The 17,901-nt window shown below is 68.7% G+C and carries 19 protein-coding genes; 12 read left to right on the plus strand and 7 right to left on the minus strand.

Translation table 11 applies throughout. The features are described 5' to 3' along the window. Window positions 1-17: 17 nt before the first annotated feature. A complete protein-coding gene (locus OHA10_RS30470; RefSeq protein ID WP_371402197.1) occupies window positions 18-341 on the plus strand; it encodes a plasmid stabilization protein in 324 nt (107 codons plus the stop codon). A 15-nt stretch (window positions 342-356) separates the two neighbouring features. Beyond that, the gene (locus tag OHA10_RS30475; protein ID WP_371402198.1) at window positions 357-2,726 is read left to right on the plus strand and encodes a phosphoketolase; all 2,370 of its coding nucleotides are present in this window, start codon (window positions 357-359) and stop codon (window positions 2,724-2,726) included. On the opposite strand, the gene OHA10_RS30480 is transcribed toward OHA10_RS30475, so the two are convergent. From OHA10_RS30480 to OHA10_RS30490, 3 genes are read right to left on the minus strand one after another with little or no spacing between them, the layout of a single operon-like run. Then, window positions 2,723-3,340 carry a UdgX family uracil-DNA binding protein gene (locus OHA10_RS30480; protein ID WP_371402199.1) on the minus strand — a complete coding sequence of 206 codons (618 nt, stop codon included), beginning with the start codon at window positions 3,338-3,340 and terminating at the stop codon, window positions 2,723-2,725. The two genes, OHA10_RS30475 and OHA10_RS30480, sit on opposite strands and share 4 nt — an antisense overlap. A 58-nt stretch (window positions 3,341-3,398) precedes the next feature. After that, window positions 3,399-3,869 carry a vitamin K epoxide reductase family protein gene (locus tag OHA10_RS30485; protein ID WP_371402200.1) on the minus strand — a complete coding sequence of 157 codons (471 nt, stop codon included), beginning with the start codon at window positions 3,867-3,869 and terminating at the stop codon, window positions 3,399-3,401. Window positions 3,870-3,871: 2 nt separating this feature from the next. Continuing rightward, complete coding sequence (locus OHA10_RS30490; protein WP_371402201.1) at window positions 3,872-4,780, minus strand: DUF929 family protein; 909 nt, start codon at window positions 4,778-4,780, stop codon at window positions 3,872-3,874. Window positions 4,781-4,915: 135 nt separating this feature from the next. On the opposite strand from OHA10_RS30490, the gene OHA10_RS30495 reads away from it, so the two are divergent. From OHA10_RS30495 to OHA10_RS30505, 3 genes are all read left to right on the plus strand, one after another. Then, window positions 4,916-5,530: an SAM-dependent methyltransferase gene (locus tag OHA10_RS30495; RefSeq protein ID WP_371402202.1), complete on the plus strand. Its 615-nt coding sequence runs from the start codon at window positions 4,916-4,918 to the stop codon at window positions 5,528-5,530. A 70-nt stretch (window positions 5,531-5,600) separates the two neighbouring features. After that, window positions 5,601-6,467: a diiron oxygenase gene (locus tag OHA10_RS30500; RefSeq protein ID WP_371402203.1), complete on the plus strand. Its 867-nt coding sequence runs from the start codon at window positions 5,601-5,603 to the stop codon at window positions 6,465-6,467. Continuing rightward, window positions 6,464-7,711, plus strand: a complete 1,248-nt coding sequence (locus tag OHA10_RS30505) for an FAD-dependent oxidoreductase (protein WP_371402204.1) — start codon at window positions 6,464-6,466, stop codon at window positions 7,709-7,711. The genes OHA10_RS30500 and OHA10_RS30505 overlap by 4 nt, the downstream gene beginning before the upstream one ends. Here OHA10_RS30505 and sigJ read toward each other — a convergent pair. Continuing rightward, complete coding sequence (sigJ, locus tag OHA10_RS30510; RefSeq protein ID WP_371402205.1) at window positions 7,674-8,594, minus strand: RNA polymerase sigma factor SigJ; 921 nt, start codon at window positions 8,592-8,594, stop codon at window positions 7,674-7,676. The two genes, OHA10_RS30505 and sigJ, sit on opposite strands and share 38 nt — an antisense overlap. Before the next feature lie 143 nt (window positions 8,595-8,737). Here sigJ and OHA10_RS30515 point away from each other — a divergent pair, with 143 nt between their 5' ends. Then, the gene (locus OHA10_RS30515) at window positions 8,738-9,151 is read left to right on the plus strand and encodes a nuclear transport factor 2 family protein (protein ID WP_371402206.1); all 414 of its coding nucleotides are present in this window, start codon (window positions 8,738-8,740) and stop codon (window positions 9,149-9,151) included. Here the strand turns inward: OHA10_RS30515 and OHA10_RS30520 are convergent. Continuing rightward, window positions 9,141-9,941, minus strand: a complete 801-nt coding sequence (locus tag OHA10_RS30520; protein WP_371402207.1) for a serine/threonine-protein kinase — start codon at window positions 9,939-9,941, stop codon at window positions 9,141-9,143. The two genes, OHA10_RS30515 and OHA10_RS30520, sit on opposite strands and share 11 nt — an antisense overlap. A 163-nt stretch (window positions 9,942-10,104) precedes the next feature. Beyond that, complete coding sequence (locus OHA10_RS30525) at window positions 10,105-11,838, minus strand: ABC transporter ATP-binding protein (protein WP_371402208.1); 1,734 nt, start codon at window positions 11,836-11,838, stop codon at window positions 10,105-10,107. A gap of 105 nt (window positions 11,839-11,943) precedes the next feature. Between OHA10_RS30525 and OHA10_RS30530 the strand changes: the two genes are divergently transcribed. The 3 genes from OHA10_RS30530 to OHA10_RS30540 all read left to right on the plus strand — a co-directional run bounded on the left by OHA10_RS30530 (window position 11,944) and on the right by OHA10_RS30540 (window position 14,440). Next, the gene (locus OHA10_RS30530; RefSeq protein ID WP_371402209.1) at window positions 11,944-13,263 is read left to right on the plus strand and encodes a sensor histidine kinase; all 1,320 of its coding nucleotides are present in this window, start codon (window positions 11,944-11,946) and stop codon (window positions 13,261-13,263) included. Further along, window positions 13,260-13,883, plus strand: coding sequence for a response regulator (locus OHA10_RS30535; protein ID WP_371402210.1), 624 nt, complete (start codon window positions 13,260-13,262; stop codon window positions 13,881-13,883). The genes OHA10_RS30530 and OHA10_RS30535 overlap by 4 nt, the downstream gene beginning before the upstream one ends. An 86-nt stretch (window positions 13,884-13,969) precedes the next feature. Then, a complete protein-coding gene (locus OHA10_RS30540) occupies window positions 13,970-14,440 on the plus strand; it encodes a hypothetical protein (RefSeq protein ID WP_371402211.1) in 471 nt (156 codons plus the stop codon). Here OHA10_RS30540 and OHA10_RS30545 read toward each other — a convergent pair. Then, window positions 14,414-15,055, minus strand: coding sequence for a class I SAM-dependent methyltransferase (locus OHA10_RS30545; protein ID WP_371402212.1), 642 nt, complete (start codon window positions 15,053-15,055; stop codon window positions 14,414-14,416). The two genes, OHA10_RS30540 and OHA10_RS30545, sit on opposite strands and share 27 nt — an antisense overlap. Before the next feature lie 79 nt (window positions 15,056-15,134). On the opposite strand from OHA10_RS30545, the gene OHA10_RS30550 reads away from it, so the two are divergent. Genes OHA10_RS30550 through OHA10_RS30560 form a run of 3 tightly spaced genes read left to right on the plus strand, consistent with a single transcriptional unit; the run spans window position 15,135 to window position 17,886 of the window. Beyond that, window positions 15,135-15,482 (plus strand): YciI family protein, encoded by a 348-nt coding sequence (locus OHA10_RS30550; RefSeq protein WP_371402213.1) that lies wholly within the window; start codon window positions 15,135-15,137, stop codon window positions 15,480-15,482. A gap of 8 nt (window positions 15,483-15,490) precedes the next feature. Next, window positions 15,491-16,693, plus strand: a complete 1,203-nt coding sequence (locus OHA10_RS30555) for an RNA polymerase sigma factor (RefSeq protein ID WP_371402214.1) — start codon at window positions 15,491-15,493, stop codon at window positions 16,691-16,693. Window positions 16,694-16,710: 17 nt separating this feature from the next. Then, entirely contained in the window at window positions 16,711-17,886 is a 1,176-nt protein-coding gene (locus OHA10_RS30560; RefSeq protein WP_371402215.1) for an acyltransferase, read from the plus strand. The last annotated feature ends 15 nt before the right edge of the window (window positions 17,887-17,901 follow it).

Here is a 17,901-nt window from a genome sequence, read left to right on the forward strand (position 1 = left end):
GTGAAAGGAGCAACGACATGCCTGCAGGATCGAGCCCGAAGCGGGAGCGGCAGTACGAGCACATCAAGGCCGGCCTGAAGAAGCGCGGCCGCAGCGAGGACGTCGCCGAGGAGATCGCGTCGCGGACGGTCAACAAGGAGCGCGCGCGGTCGGGTGAGGCGAAGGAGAAGAGCCGCACGTCGACGCACGACATCTCGTCGAGCCGGCGTGGCGGTCTGCGCTCGCACAGCGGGTCCAAGGGCCGCACCAAGGAACAGCTCTACAATGAGGCGAAGCAGAAGAACGTCAAGGGTCGCTCGAAGATGACGAAGGCCGAGCTCGCGAAGGCGGTCGGCCGCTAGCTGGGGGAGCCAGCCGTGCAGCAGACCGACACCAGGCCACTGACCGACGACGAGCTGCAAGGCATCGACGCCTACTGGCGGGCAGCGAACTACCTGTCGGTCGGTCAGATCTATCTACTCGCCAATCCACTTCTCCGTGAGCCGCTGCGGCCGGAGCACATCAAGCCCCGGCTGCTCGGCCACTGGGGGACAACGCCCGGCCTGAACCTGCTCTACGCGCACCTCAACCGGCTGATCAGGCAACGTGACCGTGAGGTCCTGTTCGTGACCGGACCCGGCCACGGCGGCCCGGCGCTGGTCGCGAACACCTGGCTCGAGGGCAGCTGGACCGCGGCGTACCCGAACACCACGCAGGACGAGGTCGGCATGGGCCGGCTGTTCAAGCAGTTCTCGTTTCCCGGCGGCGTGCCGAGCCATGTGGCCGCGGACGTGCCGGGGTCGATCAACGAGGGCGGCGAGCTCGGCTACTCGCTCAGCCACGCGTACGGCGCTGCCGCGGACAACCCCGACCTCGTCGTGGCCTGTGTCGTCGGCGACGGCGAGGCGGAAACGGGTCCGCTGGCGGCGTCCTGGCACTCGAACAAATTCCTCGACCCGGCGCGGGACGGCGCCGTACTGCCGATCCTGCACCTGAACGGGTACAAGATCGCGAACCCGGCGGTGCTCGCGCGGATCGGCGACGACGAGCTGTCCGCTCTGCTGCAGGGGTACGGGTACGAGCCGTATCTCGTCGAGGGGTCCGAGCCGGCCGAGGTGCACCAGGCGCTGGCGGCGACGCTCGACGTCTGTCTGGATCGGATCGACGAGATCCAGGTCGAGGCGCGATCCGCGACCGAACCGCCGCCGCGACCGGCGTGGCCGATGATCGTGCTTCGTACGCCGAAGGGCTGGACCGGCCCGCAGGTCGTCGACGGCGAGCCGGTCGAGAACACGTGGCGCGCCCACCAGGTCCCGTTGTCCGGCGTACGGACGAACGCCGATCATCTCCGCCAGCTGGAATCGTGGATGCGCAGCTACCGGCCCGAGGAGCTGTTCGACGACCACGGCCGCCCGGTCGCGGGTCTGGTCGAGCTCGCGCCGGGGCCGGACCTGCGGATGGGTTCGAACCCGCACGCCAACGGTGGCGAGCTGAGCCGGGACCTCGAGCTCCCGCCGGTCGACGACTACGCCGTACCGGTGAAGATCCCCGGAGCCGAGGATGGGGAGCCGACACGGGTCTTCGGCGCGTTCCTGCGGGACGCGTTCCGGTTGAACGCGGACAACCTGCGACTGTTCGGCCCGGACGAGACCGAGTCGAACCGGCTGAACGCCGTCTACGAGACGACCGGGAAGCAGTGGCAGGCGGAGTTGCTCGACACCGACAACCACCTTGCCCGCGACGGTCGGGTGCTGGAGATCCTCAGCGAGCACACCTGCCAGGGGTGGCTGGAGGGCTATCTGCTGACCGGCCGGCACGGACTGTTCTCGTCGTACGAGGCGTTCGTGCACATCGTCGACTCGATGGTCAACCAGCACGCGAAGTGGCTGAAGACGATCAACCGGCTGGAGTGGCGCCGGCCGATCCCGTCGCTGAACTACCTGCTCACCTCGCATGTCTGGCGTCAGGACCACAACGGCTTCTCGCACCAGGACCCGGGCTTCATCGACCACGTGGTGAACAAGAAGGCCGAGGTCGTCCGCGTCTACCTGCCGCCGGACACCAACACGCTGCTGTCCACGATGGACCACTGCCTGCGGACCCGGAACTACATCAACGTCGTTGTCGCAGGCAAGCAACCGCAGCCCAACTGGCTGGACTGGGACGCCGCGGCGCTGCACTGCGCGCGGGGCGTCGGCGTCTGGGAGTTCGCGAGCAACGACGAGGGTGAGCCGGATGTCGTGATGGCGTGCGCCGGCGACGTACCGACGATGGAGACGCTGGCCGCGGTCGACCTGCTCCGCGAGCACCTTCCCGGGCTGCGGATCCGGGTGATCAACATCGTCGATCTGATGCGGCTGCAGTCCGAGGGCGAGCATCCGCACGGGCTGCCGGACGCCGAGTTCGACGCACTGTTCACCACGGACAAGCCGGTGATCTTCGCGTACCACGGCTATCCGTGGCTGATCCATCGGCTCACCTACCGCCGGCACGGGCACGACAACCTGCACGTCCGCGGCTACCTCGAGGAGGGTACGACGACCACGCCGTTCGACATGGTGGTCCGGAACAACCTCGATCGGTATCACCTGGCGATGGACGTCATCGATCGGGTCCCGTCACTCGGCAGCCGGGCGGTGTCGACGCGGCAGTACTTCGCCGATCAGCGGGCCCGGCACCACGCGTACGTCACGACGTACGGCGAGGATCTGCCGGAGGTCCGGGACTGGCGCTGGACGCCGCGCTAGTCGAGTAGCGCGACCGCGGCGCGGAGGTCGTCGACGAACAGACCCAGATCGTGGGTGAAGTTCTGCGAGCGCACGACGGCGGACGGATGGACCGTCGCGATCGCCGGCCTGCCGTCCGGGAGTTCGACCTTCTCGCCGCGGTGCTGCGTGACCTTGAAACTCGGGCCGAGCAGTGAGCGGGCGGCGACGGCTCCCATGATGACGACGAGCGCGGGCTTCACGATCTCGAGTTCACGGGCCAGCCACGGGTGGCAGGCGGTGATCTGACCCGCGGACGGCGTCTTGTGGATCCGCCGCTTGCCCTCGCGCTCGAACCGGAAATGCTTGACCGCGTTGGTCAGATAGATGTCCGACCGCTCGATACCCGCCTCGCCCAGCGCCCGGTCGAGCAGCCGTCCGGCGGGCCCGACGAAGACGTGCCCTTCCTTGTCCTCGTGATCACCGGGCGTCTCACCGACAAACATCATCCGGGACCGGACCGGCCCCTCGCCCACGACGGCCTGCTCGGCGTCCTCCCACAGTTCACACCCGCGGCACTTCCCGACGGTCGCCCGCACCTTGCGCATCCCACCGTCCCGCGGCACCCACTTCTCAGCCCCGGCTTCGTTGCTCATCTCGCCACCTGCCCCGCAGTACGACGCATAGCACCCCGGTACCCGGGTCGGTGTCAATTCATGATGCCGGCGGGATGAGTGCCTGTCGGATGATCACGAGGGCGAACAGGATCAGCGTCAGGCCGTGCACCACCGTGCACCACAGGCAGATCGCGTTGATCTGGAAGAGCTCCGCCCAGATCAGGTAACAGATGAACACGACCCCGACGAGGACGGCGGCCAGGCGCAGGCGGCCCGGCCACGGTGACGGCGTGCGCCACAGGGGAGGGACCGAGAGCACCGTCATGCCGACGAAGAATCCGAGTCCGAGCAGTGCGACCGGGATGCCGAAGACCTTCGAGTACTGACTGCTGGTCACCTTGGCGCAGTTCACCACGCCGGTGTCCGGGCAGGCGAGCGTCGTACCGGCCGTGAAGTGCTCGTAGGTCAAGTAGCCGGCGACTGCCAGGCCGGCGATCGACACCACCAAGGTGGCCCATGGGATCCAGCCCAGTGACGTCTGGGAGGACCGCTGTGCTGTGTCGCTCACGCTCAGCTGTTCCCGCTGCCGAGCTTCGAAGCCGCCGCGGTGACCGCGGAGCTGGTGCACACGTTGGCCGGCTGGTTGTTGGTGATCTTGCAGATCGCGGCCGTGTACACGTTGGCCGAGCCGATCACGGCCTTGGCGATGTCGTTCGACGGATCCTTGAGCGCGTCCGCGACCTGCGCCTGGGTCTTGCCGGCCAGCAGTTGCGGGCTGTACGTCGCACCCGACGACACGAACTTCCCGCCGATGTCGATGAACGGGATCGATCCTTCGCTCGAGACGTACGGCGGCTTGTTGTACGTGTCGAACGTCTTCTCGTCATCCGCCGCCGGGGTATCGAGCGGCTTGTACCCGTTCCCGACCTGCTCGTTGGTGGTCGTCTCGACGCCGGTGAAGGCCAGGTACTGGCTCGTGAACGTCGCGCCGTGGAACGACAGCGTCGGCGTGTTCGGGAACTCGTCCCCGGACGCCGAGTGCGTCGTACCGAGGTTGCTGAACGTCCCGAAGCGGGACAGCGCGACCGTCACCGGCCAGCGCTCGGCGGCACAGAACGGGCAGAACTCGGCGCCGATGTAGAGCACCTTCGGCTTGCCGTTCGCGGTCAGCGCCGGTGCGGTGATCGCGGACGGCGCCGCCTTCACACCTTCGGTGCCGACCGTCGAGAACGTCGACTCCGGGATCGAGGAGAGTGCGGTGATGAGAGCCGCATCGGCCGCGCCGGACGGACCGGTCGCCGTCTTCTTGCCGCCGCCGACCAGCCGGATCGTCACCAGCCCGCCGACGATCACGATGACCAGGACGACCGCACCGACCGCGAGCAGAAGGCGTCGCCGTCGCTCCGCCGCCTGCTGGGCGGCGAGCTGCGCTGCGATCCGCTCCCGGGCCGCAGCCTTCTGTTCGACACGCCTTGCCATGACTCTCCTCTGATCGTGCACGGGCTCCGGAAAGACAACTATCCATCGGACCCGGAAGTTCCTGTCCTTCTGTCACCGCGAGATTACAGATCGCCGAAATCCCGGCTGTCGGTGGTGCCGTTTAGTGTTCCCGCCATGGATTGGCAGCGGTGGCATCAACGGTACGACGACCCCGAATCCGTGCTGTCCCGGCGGCTGGAGGCCGTGAAGAAGCAGGTCCGCGCCGCGCTGGATCGTGCGCCTGCCGGTCCGGTGCCGGTGGTGAGCCTCTGCGCCGGCCAAGGCCGGGACCTGCTCGAGGTGCTGGCCGATCATCCGCGCCGGGCGGACGTGCAGGCGAGACTCGTCGAGCTCGATCCCGAGCTGGCCGCGTCCGCACGCGAGCGCGCCGCGGAGTTCGGCCAGGTCGAGGTCGTCACCGGCGACGCGTCGCTGACGGATCAGTATGTCGGCAAGGTCCCGGCGGAGCTCGTCCTGCTCTGCGGGATCTTCGGCAATATCGGCGATGAGGACATCCGGCGAACGGTCGAGGCGAGCAAGCAGCTGTGCCGGACAGGCGGCACCGTCATCTGGACCCGCCATCGGGAAGAGCCGGACCTGGCGCCGTCGATCTGCGAGTGGTTCGAGTCCCGCGGCTTCGAGCGTATCTGGCTGTCCGAGCGCGACGCCGGCTTCGGCGTCGGCGTCCACCGCTTCACCGGCGTGCCCGAGCCGTTGATCACCGGGCAGAGCCTGTTCACCTTCCGCTGACGCCCCTTGCGCGCGGTTTAGACAGAGACTATGTTACATAGACGATGTCATATCGCGTGGGAGGTGTCGGATGAACGAGACCGCTCAGCGGTTGCTCGGGTCGGCGAGCCGGTTGTCCCGGGATCCGGAGACCGAGATCGACTGGGATGCGCCGGTCGGCGACGGCTACGGGATGTCGCCGGAGTGGAGCACGCTCTACGGCACGCCGTACTGGGACGAGCTGACCGAGGCGCAGCAGCGCGAGCTGACCCGGCACGAGTCCGCGTCGGTCGCGACGACCGGGATCTGGTTCGAGCTGATCCTGCAGCAGCTGGTACTGCGGGACGTGTACGACAAGCCGGCCCGGAGCGCCGAGTTCCAGTGGGCGCTGACCGAGATCGCCGACGAGTGCCGCCACTCGATCATGTTCGCCCGGGCAACGGAGCGGATGGTCGAGCCGGCCTACCGGCCGCGGTGGCCGGCCCGCGAGCTCGGGCGGATGTTCAAGACGGTCGCGACCGGAGAGTCGGCGTACGCCGCGATCCTGGTGGCCGAAGAGGTCCTGGACGTGATGCAGCGCGACTGGATGCGGGACCGGCGGGTCGAGCCGTTGGTCCGCACGGTGAACCACATCCATGTGGTGGAGGAGTCGCGGCACATGGTGTTCGCCCGCGAGGAGACTCGGGAGCGGCTGGCCGGCGCCGGTCGTGGCCGGCGGTGGGTGAGCGCGCTGGTGATCGCGATCGCGGCGGACATGATCGTGTCGAGCATGGTCGGTCCGGCGGTCTACGCGAACGTCGGTCTGGACGTGGATCGCGCGGTCCGTGAGGCGCGGCGGAACGAGCATCACCGGTCGCTGCTGCGGACCAGCTGTGCGAACTTGATGGACTTCCTCGGGTCGCTCGGTCTGCTGACGCCGGCCGCGTCCCGGGTGTATCGGCGGACCGGGCTGCTGTGAGCTACGCAATCTCAGGGGAGTGCTGCTCGGACGCCAGCTGTGTTGCTGTCTGCCCGATGAACAGCATTCACCCGTCGCCGGGCGAGCCTGGCTTCGGGACAGGCGCGAGTCTGTTCATCGATCCGCGGACGTGCATCGACTGCGGCGCGTGTGCCGACATCTGTCCGGTCGATGCGGCCCAGCCGGCTGATCGGTCGGCGGTCGAGGACGTCCAGCGGAACGCGGCGTACTTCGCCGAGCAGGAGCCGCTCGATGCGATGGACCTCGACAGTTGGGGCGAGCCGTCGTACGAGCTGTGGGGCGGCGGGCCGCGTCGCGTGCTGGTCGTCGGGGCGGGGCCGGCCGGGATGTACGCAACCCGCGAACTGTTGCTGCGCACCTCGGCCGAGGTGACGCTCGTCGACCGGCTCGAGCATGTCGGTGGGTTGGTCCGGTACGGCGTCGCGCCGGACCACCCGAGCACCAAGCAGATCATCCGGACCTTCGAGCGAATCGTCCGCCACGACCGAGTGCGCTGGTTGCCCGGAACTGATGCCGGTGAGCTGCCGGACGAGTTCGACGCGGTGGTTCATGCCGTGGGCGCCCGGCGGAGTCGGCGGCTCGGGATCGTCGGCGAGGAGGCCGCTCGCACTGCCGAGGAATTCGTTGCCTGGTACAACGGCCGTCCCGGCGCGCCGGTGCCTGCCGACCTGGCCGGCCCACGGGCCGTGGTCGTCGGGAACGGGAACGTCGCGCTCGACCTCGCGCGCATCCTGCTGAGCGACGAGCAGCGACTGCGCTCGATGCAGGTCCCGGCAGCGGTGCGTGACGTGCTGGCGGCGAGCGGGGTGAAGGAGGTCGTGCTGCTCGGGCGGCGTGGTCCCGAGGAAGCGGCGTACACGCAATCCGCGCTACAGGAGTTGCTCGCGACCGTCGGTGATCGGGTCGAGCTGCGGTATCACGCCCGGCCGACGAGCTGGACGCCGGAAGGGCTGACGCTCGACGACGGTACGACGATTGCTGCGGGCAACCTGTTTACCGCGATCGGGTTCGAGGGGCAGCCGATCGACGGGCTGCCGTTCGACCCGGACCGCGGGATCGTGCCGAACGTCCGCGGCGCCGTCGTCGGCCGGCCCGGGCACTACGTGGCGGGCTGGATCAAACACGGCGCTCGCGGTGGGATCGGTGTGAACAAGGCCTGTGCGCAGGAGACCGTGATGACGCTGGTCAGTTCGTCCAGGGCCCTAGTTTCTCCGGGTTCCTGATCGCCCAGATGTTCGTGATGTGATCGTCGGCCACGTCGAAGGCGATCACGGTCTCGATCACGCCTTCGAACTGGATGACCAGACCCGGCTGGCCGTTGACCGTGCGCTCGACGAGCTCACGTCCGAGCCTGAACACGGGCAGATCGGCGAAGTACCGCGCGACGTCCGTGCCGCCGTGCACCGGCTCGAGTGCGGCCGTCACGATGCCGCCGCCGTCCGCGACCGCGGTGACCTCGGGATCGAGGAGGTTGACGAGCTTGGCGATGTCGGTCTCCTCCCACGCCTGCTTGAACTGCCGGATGAGCTCGGCCCGATGGGCCGACGGCGCGGCCGGGAGCTGCGCGTCGCGGATCCGCCGCCGGGCCGAGGAGGCGAGCTGCCGGCAGGCCGCCGGAGTGCGCCCGACGATCTCGGCCACCTCCGGGAACGGGTACCGGAAGACGTCGTGCAGGATGAACGCGACCCGCTCGGCCGGCGTCATCGCGTCGAGGACGACGAGGAACGCCATGTTGACGGACTCGTCCAGCGTCACCCGGTCGGCCGGATCGCCGGTGCCGCCGGGCTGGCCGGTGTGCCACTCGGTGCTCTCCGGCAGCGGCTCGGGGATCCACTCACCGACGTACCGCTCGCGCCGGGACCGGGCGGAGCGGAGCAGGTCGAGGCAGATCCGGCTGGCGACCTTGGTCAGCCACGCGGCCGGGTTGTCGATCGCCTGCTGTTCGGCCGGCGTCATCGCGTACCAGCGGGCGTAGGTCTCCTGGACCACGTCCTCCGCGTCGGCCAGCGACCCGAGCAGCCGGTAGGCGAGGTTGATCAGCTGCCGCCGCTCGCTCATGATCGCGCTCAGGCCGGGCTCGCTCATGTCGGTCCTCTCCTCGTTCATGCCCGTACGACGGAGCAGCCGGGCGAACTGTGAGGTCTGACAGTCCGCGCCGCTGTCTCGTCGTACCGATCATGACCACGAACAACACAAACAACGCAAACAAGACAGACAACGCAGACAACACAGACAACGCAGTTGCCGAAGTGGATATCCGTGAGCGTATCGAGAGCCTGCTCGACGCCGTCCGCACCGGTGACCTGGAGACGTTGCGGACGATCTTCGCCCCGAACGTCGTCTCGTTCGACATCGAAGCGCCGCTGCGGCACCTCGGCGCCGAGAAGAAGATGGCGAACTGGGAGCAGGTTTTCACCGTGTTCCAGCTGCCGCTCGAGTACGAGACCCGCGACCTGACCGTACTCGTCGACGGCAGCCTCGCGGTCGTCTACAGCCTCAACCACATGAACGCGAGGATGGGCAACGGCGGCAAGATCGACTACTGGCTGCGCTGGACGTCGGCGTGGCAGAAGCTCGACGGACAGTGGAAGATCGTGCACGACCAGGTATCGGTCCCGACGTACTTCCCGGAGGGTCGGGCGGCGATGGACCTCATGCCCTGAGCCAGGCCGGCCACGGCCGGAGCTCGCCGGCGGTGTCGGCGAGCGCGGTGAGTGCACGCCGGGCGGTCGGATGCGGCGCGAGGAGGAAGCGGAGGCCGTCGGGCAGCTCTCCACAGGCTTCGGCGAGCGTCCGGCCGAGGCTGTAGAGATCCATCTCGGCGGACACCGGTTCACACGCCTCCTGCGCGGGCGAGGCGTAGCCCTCCGTGCCGACCGGATGCCCGGCAGGCTGTTCGCTCCCGATCCGCCGGGCGCTTCCGAAGTCGATCAGCACCGGCCGCCCGTCCCGCAACACCACGTTGTCGGGCTTCACGTCCAGATGCGCCAGACCACGGGAGTGCAGGGCCATCAGGGCGGGAAGCAGTTGCGCTCCGAGGTTCGCGGCGTCCGGCAGGCTGAGCAGTCCGTGGTCGTCGAGTTCATCGGCCAGTGTGGGACCGTCGACGTACTCGACGAGGATGTGGGGGATCGGGTCGTCGGTACCGTCCGCGAGCAGGCGTGGGAGGGCCGGGTGCACGTTGCCGGCAAGTGCGGCGGTCTCGCGGCGGAGGGATTTGACCGCGCGGGGGTGGTGGATCTGATGGGGTCGAGCGGCCTTGAGTACGGCGGGCGCCCAGAGCCGGACCGACCAGACCAGCCAGGTCTCGCAGCGATGGCCCACACCGAGGCGCTCGATGCCGAACGTACCTCCGGGCAGCTCGCAGCCTTCGGCCCAGTCCCAGACGGCCAGTCCGTCCACATCATCGGTCGCGGCGTTGATCTTGGGGCCGATGTTGGGGTCGACAAGCATGGTCGGTCTCCTATAGAAGAGGTGAAGCCTGCCGCCGGGATGCGCCCCGGCGGCAGGCTGCTGGATCAGCCGCGCGAGCGGCTGCGGGAACGGCTGCGGCTGCGCGAACGGGACCGGCTACGGGACCGGCCGTGGTGCATGACGGGCTTGATACGCATGGGATTCACCTCCTTCCGGCGAGGTCGTGGTCGAGCGTGACGACCCGGTCGGCGATCGCCGCCAGGTCGCGATCGTGGGTGACCATCAGCACCGTGCGGCGCGAGGGCCCGGTGGTCATGGCCCGGATGGCCCTGATCACGGTGGCGGCGGAGACCGGGTCGAGTGAGGCGGTCGGTTCGTCGAGCAGGACCATCGGGGCGCGCGAGACCGCGGCCCGCGCGAGCGCCACCCGGCGGCGCTGACCGCCGGAGAGCCGTACGCCGCCTTCGCCGAGCGGAGTGTCGTAGCCGAACGGGAGCCGGTCGGCGAACTCGTCCACCAAGGCGGTCCGGCCGGCTGCGATCACGCCGGCCCGGGTCGCGTTCTGGTTGCCAAAGGCAATGTTTTCGGCGACTGTTGCGTCCAGCAACCACGGGTCCTGCGGCACGAACGCGAACCGGTCCCGCAGGCTGCGCTGGTCGCAGTCGCGGAGGTCGACGCCGTCGATCAGGATCCGGCCGGCGTCGACGTCGTACAGGCGGAGGAGCAGGTGGAGCGTGGTGCTCTTGCCGATGCCGCTCGGGCCGAGGAGGCAGACGGTTTCGCCGGCGGTGATGTCGAGGTCGAAGCGGTCGAGGACGGGGCGTCCGGGTTCGTAGCCGAAGGAGACTTGGTCGAAGCGGATGCCGTCGCGCAGTCGCGGAGCCGGGCGGGCGTCGTACCGGTCCTCGACGGCCTCGTCGCAGTCGAGGACGTCGCGGACGCGGACTGCGCTGGCGCCGGCTTTGGCGAGTACGACGGACAGACGGGTCAGGCCGCGGACGGGGGAGTAGAGGTCGCGGAGGTACGTAAGGACGACGAGGAGTTCGCCGACGGACAGGGCTCCGGTGAGGACGTGGCGTCCGCCGACGACCAGGACCAGGGCGGTGCCGATCGCGAGAACGATGTCGGCCCTCGGGGTCCAGCGGGCGTCCACGTCGATGGCGCGGAGCTCGACGTCGAGGACGGCGCGGTTCCGGGTACCGAAGATCGCGGCGGCGCGGTCGATCCGGCCGAACGCCTGGACGGCGCGGACGTTGCGGAGCAGGTCGGTCGTTGCCCCGGCCAACCGTCCGGACTCGGTCCGGGCGGCGTGCTGCGCGGCGCGGATCCTTCGGCGTTGACGGATCGCCAGTACGACGAGGACCGGTGCCACTGTGAGGCCGATGAGAGCGAGTTCGGGGTCGAAGGCGACGAGCAGGGCGAGTACGCCGGCCAGCATCACTGCGTCGGGGAGGAACGAGGTGGTCACCGCGACGACCGCGTCGAGGAGGCGGCCGACGTCGGTGGTGAGGCGGGAGACGAGCTCGCCGCTGCGCATCCGGTCGTGCCATCTGAGCGAGCGTGTCATCGTGCGTTGGAACATGGTCGCCCGAAGCGAGGCTCCGATGCGCTCGGCCGCACCCTCGACCGTCCGCAGACTCGCCATGTCGAGCAGCCCCACGACAGCCGACAACAAGACACTGGCGACAGCGGCAAGCACAAGCACCACAACCGGACTCGCCCAGATGCTCGATCCCAGACCGGCGCCTGCGCCCAAGCCCAGGCCGGAGCCCGGTGCGGTGGGGTTGAGGGCGTGGTCCACCGCTAGGGCGAGAGGCCAGGGGCGGAGGAGGACCGCGCCTACCCGCAGGACGACCAGGCCGGCTGCAGCGGCCAGAGCGGGTAGCTCTGGTCGTGCAGCGGGCCCGGCGACTGCGAGCGACAGCGGGAGTTTCATGCCGACCACGCTCGCCGTCGGCTGGTCGGCTTCGGTAGTGCACCTTGGTACTAGGACCGTTGTCGGGCTGCCGTCCGGCGGCGGGCGCACCCTACGATCCCAGGCATGGGGAGACTCCTACGCGCAGATCGTGAACCGGCATCGACGGTCGGGCTGCTGGTGCGGTTCACGGCAGCCGGGGTGATCGTGCTGCTCTCGCTGGCTGCGCTGATCGCGTTCGTCGCGCGGCAGGCGGGCGTCGAGCAGGCGACCGAGTCCGCGCGACAGGTGACATATGTGACCGCCCGCGGCGTCGTCGAACCGCGCCTCGACGCAGCCGTCATCGCAGGACAACCCGCGGCGCTCACAGCATTCGACCAGGCGATGCGGAAGTACGTGCTCCAGGGCTCGCTGGTCCGAGTGAAGCTGTGGAACGCGGACGGTCGCATCGTGTATTCGGACGAGCCGCGCCTGATCGGTCAGCAGTTCCCGCTCGGAGCCGAGGAGCAGGAAGCACTGCAGCGACAGGGCAGCAGCGCATCCGAGGTCAGCGACCTGAGCCGGCCGGAGAACAAGTTCGAGATCCCGTACAAGAAGCTCCTCGAGGTGTACGTCGGGGTACGCGGCACCAACGGTGAACCGATGCTGTTCGAGGCGTACTTCGAGTACCGAGCCGTCACCGAAGCCGGACAGGCCGCCTGGCGGCGGTTCGCGCCGCCGTCGCTCGGCGCGTTGCTGGTGCTGGAGCTGGTGCAGATCCCGTTCGCATGGTCGTTGGCCCGTCGGGTGCAGCGGCAGCAGCGGGATCGCGAGCGGTTGCTGCAGCATGCTGTCGACGCGTCGGACGCGGAGCGCCGGCGGATCGCGGGGGAGTTGCACGACGGCGTTGTACAGGAGCTGACCGGGTTGAACTATGCGCTGGATGCGATGCGGCTCGGGCATCCGACCGAGGGGCAGCGGGCCGAGTTGATCGCCGACGGCGCAGCTCGGTTGCGGGGGAGTATCGGCTCGCTCCGGTCGTTGCTCGTCGACATCTACCCGCCCAACCTGGCCGAGGAGGGCCTCACCTCGGCGTTGGCAGAGTTGGCGGCAGGGCTCGAGCGGGCGGGGATCGACGTAAGGCTGGAGACCGACGGTGCCGAGGACCTACCGCCCGCAGTTGCGGCGTTGTTGTTCCGTACGGCGCAGGAAGTTGTGCGGAACGTTGCCGCGCACAGCGGAGCGAGCGAAGTACTCATCAAGGCTGGGCGTAGTGATGGGCGCGGGGTGTTGATCGTGGACGACGACGGGCGAGGATTCGACGAGTCGCGGCTCGGGGAGCGCAGCAGCAACGGGCACCTCGGGCTACGCTCGATCGGCGACCTGCTCGCGGAGTCGGGTGGCACGCTGACAGTCCGGGCCGCGCCCGGTCAGGGGACACGGGTGGAAGCCGAGGTGCCGGTGTGATCAGGGTTCTGATCGTGGACGACCATGCGATCGTCCGCACCGGCTTGTCCCAGTTGCTCGGTACGGCGGATGACATCGAGCTCGTCGGTGCCGCGGGCGATGGTGCCGAGGCGGCGACGATGGCGGCGGAGTTGCGGCCGGACGTCGTACTGATGGATCTGTCGATGCCGGGGACCGACGGGATCTCGGCGACGGAGCGGATCGTTGCGGCGTCGCCGGAGGTGCACGTGCTGGTGCTGACGTCGTTCAGCGATCAGACGCGGATCCTCGACGCGCTGCAGGCCGGTGCCGAGGGGTATCTGCTGAAGCACAGTGAGCCGGAGGTAATCCTGGCGGGTATCCGGGAGATCGTGTCGGGTGGTTCGCCGCTCGATCCGAAGGCGGCCCGGGTGCTGCTGACGAACCGGCGCTCGCCGGGTCCCGAGACCAAGCTGACCGACCGCGAGCAGGAAGTGCTCGACATGGTCGGCGCCGGCCTCCCGAACAAGACCATCGCCCGACGCCTCGGAATCAGCGAGCGCACCGTCAAGGCACACCTGACGAACGTGTACCAGCGCCTGGGTGTCACCGACCGCACGCAGGCAGCCCTTTGGTCCCAACGCCAACGCCGAGACGACTAGGCCCTGTCTGGTAATCCAGACAGGACCTAGGTACTAGTACCAACGTCCGATACCCCCGGGCCCGCTTCGTGCGACACGATCGTTGCATGGACGACTCAGATGATCTCCGGCGGCGGCCTGTCGTCCTGCACACCGATGGGTCTGTTGATGAGGCTCCCCGGCGCTCACGGCGGTATCTGGCCTGGGCAGGCACCGGCTTGCTCGGTGTGGTCGCGGCGGCCGGGTTGGTAGCCGGGGGTACGGCGGTCTGGTCTGCTTTTGATCCGGGTACGCCGGGGCAGTCGCCGGCGCCGTTGTGGTTTGCGCCGCCGGAGACGATTGCGCCGCGGAGTGAACGGATCACGCCGACGCCGACCGTGGACGATCACGGCGGCGACCGCACCCGTACTCCGAAGTCGAGCAGCACGACCGAGCCGGGCGACGACAAGGGCGGGAGTCGCCCGAGCACCGGGAAGCCGACGTCCGGGAAGACAACGTCCGGAAACTCGACGTCCGGTAAGCACGGCTCGGACGACTCCGGGACATCGGGTTCAGACGACGGGCCCAACCACCACTGACCTGGCACGCCCGAGGATGTGCGGACGCGCCGGATTCGGCTGGTCCGCCGGGAGGTCGAACCGATCGAGCTTCTCGATCACGAACCCGGCGGCCTCGATCGCGGCCGCCGTATCGCGGTGCACATGACATCCGCCCGCGAACCACGGCCAGACAGTCGCATCCGCGAGCTTCTGCACCGTCTCCAGCCGCCCGCCGTCCGCGGCGACATGCTCGTAGAACCTGAGCTCCCCACCCGGCCGCAGCACCCGGGCCACCTCGGCCAGCGCCACCTGCTGATCCGGCACCGAACACAGCACCAGCGACGCCACAACCACATCAGCTGACCCGTCAGCGGCCGGCAACCGCTCCGCCGTACCCTCGACGACCTCAACCGGCACAGGTGCAGCTGCAGCGGACCGAAGTGCCTGACCCCGAAGATAAGGCTCCGGCTCGACGGCCAGAACGCTCACGACCTCAGCCGGATAATGCGCGAAGTTCCCGCCATCGCCCGCACCGATCTCGACCACGCGACCGCTCGCTCCGGCCAGCAGCCGCTGCCGGTGCGCGGCCGCGCCTTCCCGGTCCATCGCGGGGCGGACGCGCGCGTACATCCGGGCAAAGATCGGACGCTTCATGCGCCAACGATGTCAGAGTGTCGGATTGAGCGTGACCCGGATCGTCATCAGGCTGAAGCTACCGACTGGAGGTGTACGGGTGAAGTACGTATTGATGTTCATCGAGACCGAGGAGTACCTCAAGGAGCTCGACGCGATGACGCCGGGCGAGCGTGAGCAGGCGTACCAGCGGGTGTACCAGTGGTTCGACGACCACCGCGACAAGATCACTGACCGCGGGAACAGGCTGCAGGGCGCGGAGACCGCGACCACGGTCCGGTTGGACGGCGGCGTCGCGATGACTACCGACGGGCCGTTCATCGAGGGCAAGGAGGTCGTGTCGGGGTTCACCGAGATCGACGTCGCGGATCTGGACGAGGCGCTGCGGATGGTGAAGACCTGGCCGGCCTGTCCGGTCGTCGAGATCCGCCCGGTCGCGGAGATGTGATCGCAGCTGTGAACGCAGCCGTGAACACCGAGGACGAGCTGGCTCGCGTGGTGCGTGACCACGCGGGCCGGCTGGCCGGTTCGCTGGTGTCGCTGCTCGGGGACTTCTCCGCGGCCGAGGACCTGGTGCAGGACGCGGTCGAGATCGCGCTCCGGCGGTGGCCGGTCGAGGGCATCCCGGATCGGCCGGACGCCTGGCTGTTCACGGTCGCCAAGCGGCGCGGTCTCGACGTACTGCGTCGTCAGCAGAACTACCGCGCCAAGCTGGCCGAGCTCCAACACCAGGATGAGCAACCAGTCGCGCCGGATGACCGGCTGCGGCTGATCTTCACCTGCTGCCACCCGGCGCTCGCCCGCGAGGCGCAGGTCGCGCTGACGCTGCGGGTCGTCTGCGGTCTGACGACAGCGCAGATCGCAGCCGCGTTGCTCGCCAAGGAGACCGCCGTCGCCCAACGCATCACCCGGGCCAAGCGCAAGATCACCGACGCCGGCATCCCGTACCGGATCCCACGTGACGACGAGCTGCCCGAGCGTCTCACCGAAGTACTGACCGTGATCTACCTGCTCTTCAACGAGGGCTACCTGTCCAGTACGGCGGAACGCGCGCACTCCCGCGACCTGGTCGACGACGCCGAATGGCTGACCGCGCTACTTCACGGCCTCCTGCCGAACGAGCCCGAGGTCGCCGGTCTGCTGGCCCTGATCCGTCTCCACCGAGCCCGTACGGCGGCTCGCTTCACGCCGGCCGGCGACCTCGTCCTGCTCGAAGACCAGGACCGCACCCTCTGGGATCGAACCGCGATCGCCGAGGCCACGGCTCTCCTCACCAGAACCGCTCACCGTCACCACGCACCCGGCCCGTACCAGCTGCAGGCCGCCATCGCCGCCTGCCACAGCGAAGCGCCGACCTGGGCCGAAACCGACTGGCGGCAGATCCTCGTCCTGTACGACATGCTGCTCACCCTGCAGCCCAGTCCCGTGCCGTGCCTGCACCGCTCGGTCGCGCTCTCGTACGTCGAGGGACCGTCCGTCGCGCTCGCAGAACTCGAGCGCCTCCGACTGGACACGTACCCGTTGTTCCACGCGACCCGAGCCCAGTTCCTCCGCGACCTCGGCCGTGACGCCGAAGCACACCTCGCCGACGAGCGCGCCGCGGAACTGACCGCCAATCCGGCGCAACTCGACCTGTTGCGCGAGCGCCTGGCCCGCTGAGCCACCATCCTTGCTTCATGGGAGCTCAGGGGCGGGGCGAACGGTTGTGGTTTCTCGACTGGTTGCGGGTCCTGGCGGTGCTCGGGGTGTTCGTGTTCCACACCCTGCGGCCGTTCGACGACGGCGACTGGCATGTGAAGAACGCGGAGACGAGTGAGGGGATCTCGGTCGCGATCGCCTTCCTCGGCCTGTGGGGGCTGGCGTTCTTCTTCATGCTCTCCGGCTCCGCCGCCTGGCTCGCATTGCGGTGGCGGACCGCGATGCAGTTCCTGAAGGAGCGGTCGATTCGCCTCCTCATACCTTTCGTCGTCGCCTACGTGCTGCTCTCACCCGTGCAGTACTTCATCGAGGAGCACCACAAGGGCCGGTCCACCCAGTCGTTCTTCGGAGACGTACGGACGTTCTTCGGCGATCTCGCGGGAGACGCGCCGCTGTGGCTGCGCGACACCTACCACCTCTGGTTCCTCGTCTACCTGATCCAGTTCGCTGTCCTCGGGCTCCCGTTGTTCATGCTGCTGCGCGGCCGGGCGGACTGGATCGCGCGACGGTGTCAGCGCCGCGGTTCGATCCTGCTCGTCGCGGTACCGCTGGTGCCGGTGCATCTGCTCCTGCTCGCCGCGCCCGGTCCGGAGCACGGGTGGGGCGAGTTCGTGTTCTTCTTCGACTTCTTCGTCGTCGGGTATCTCGTCATGTCGGACGACCGGCTGATGGCAGCGGTACGCCGGGACGCCGTACCCGGACTGATCCTCGGCATCGGTGCGTTCCTCATCGGCGTCTTCACCGGGATCATCGACTTCCTCGACGGCTGGTGGCCGGACCCGGGGTACTCGTGGCAGTACCTCTGGTACTCGCCGCTGATCACGTTCGCCGTCTGGGGGTGGCTGGTCGCGGTGCTCGGGTTCGGCATGCGGGCACCTGCCTTCCGGCGCACGCTCCCGACCCCGCTCGCCCGCGCCGCGATGCCGTACTTCATCGTGCACCAGCCGGTCATCCTCGCGATCGCGTACTTCGTCGTGCAGTGGGACGCGGCGATCTGGACGAAGTACGCCGTACTCCTGCCGTCCGCCTTCGCCGTCTCCGCCGCGCTCGCGCTGCTGGTGTCGTCCCTGCCCGGAATCCCGGTCCTGTTCGGCGTCAAACGTGTCGAATCCGGGGCCGCGCCGATCGTCAACAGATCGAAGGCAGCTGACTGACCAGGAGACTGGGGC

Source organism: Kribbella sp. NBC_00662, assembly GCF_041430295.1.
GTDB lineage: Bacteria > Actinomycetota > Actinomycetes > Propionibacteriales > Kribbellaceae > Kribbella.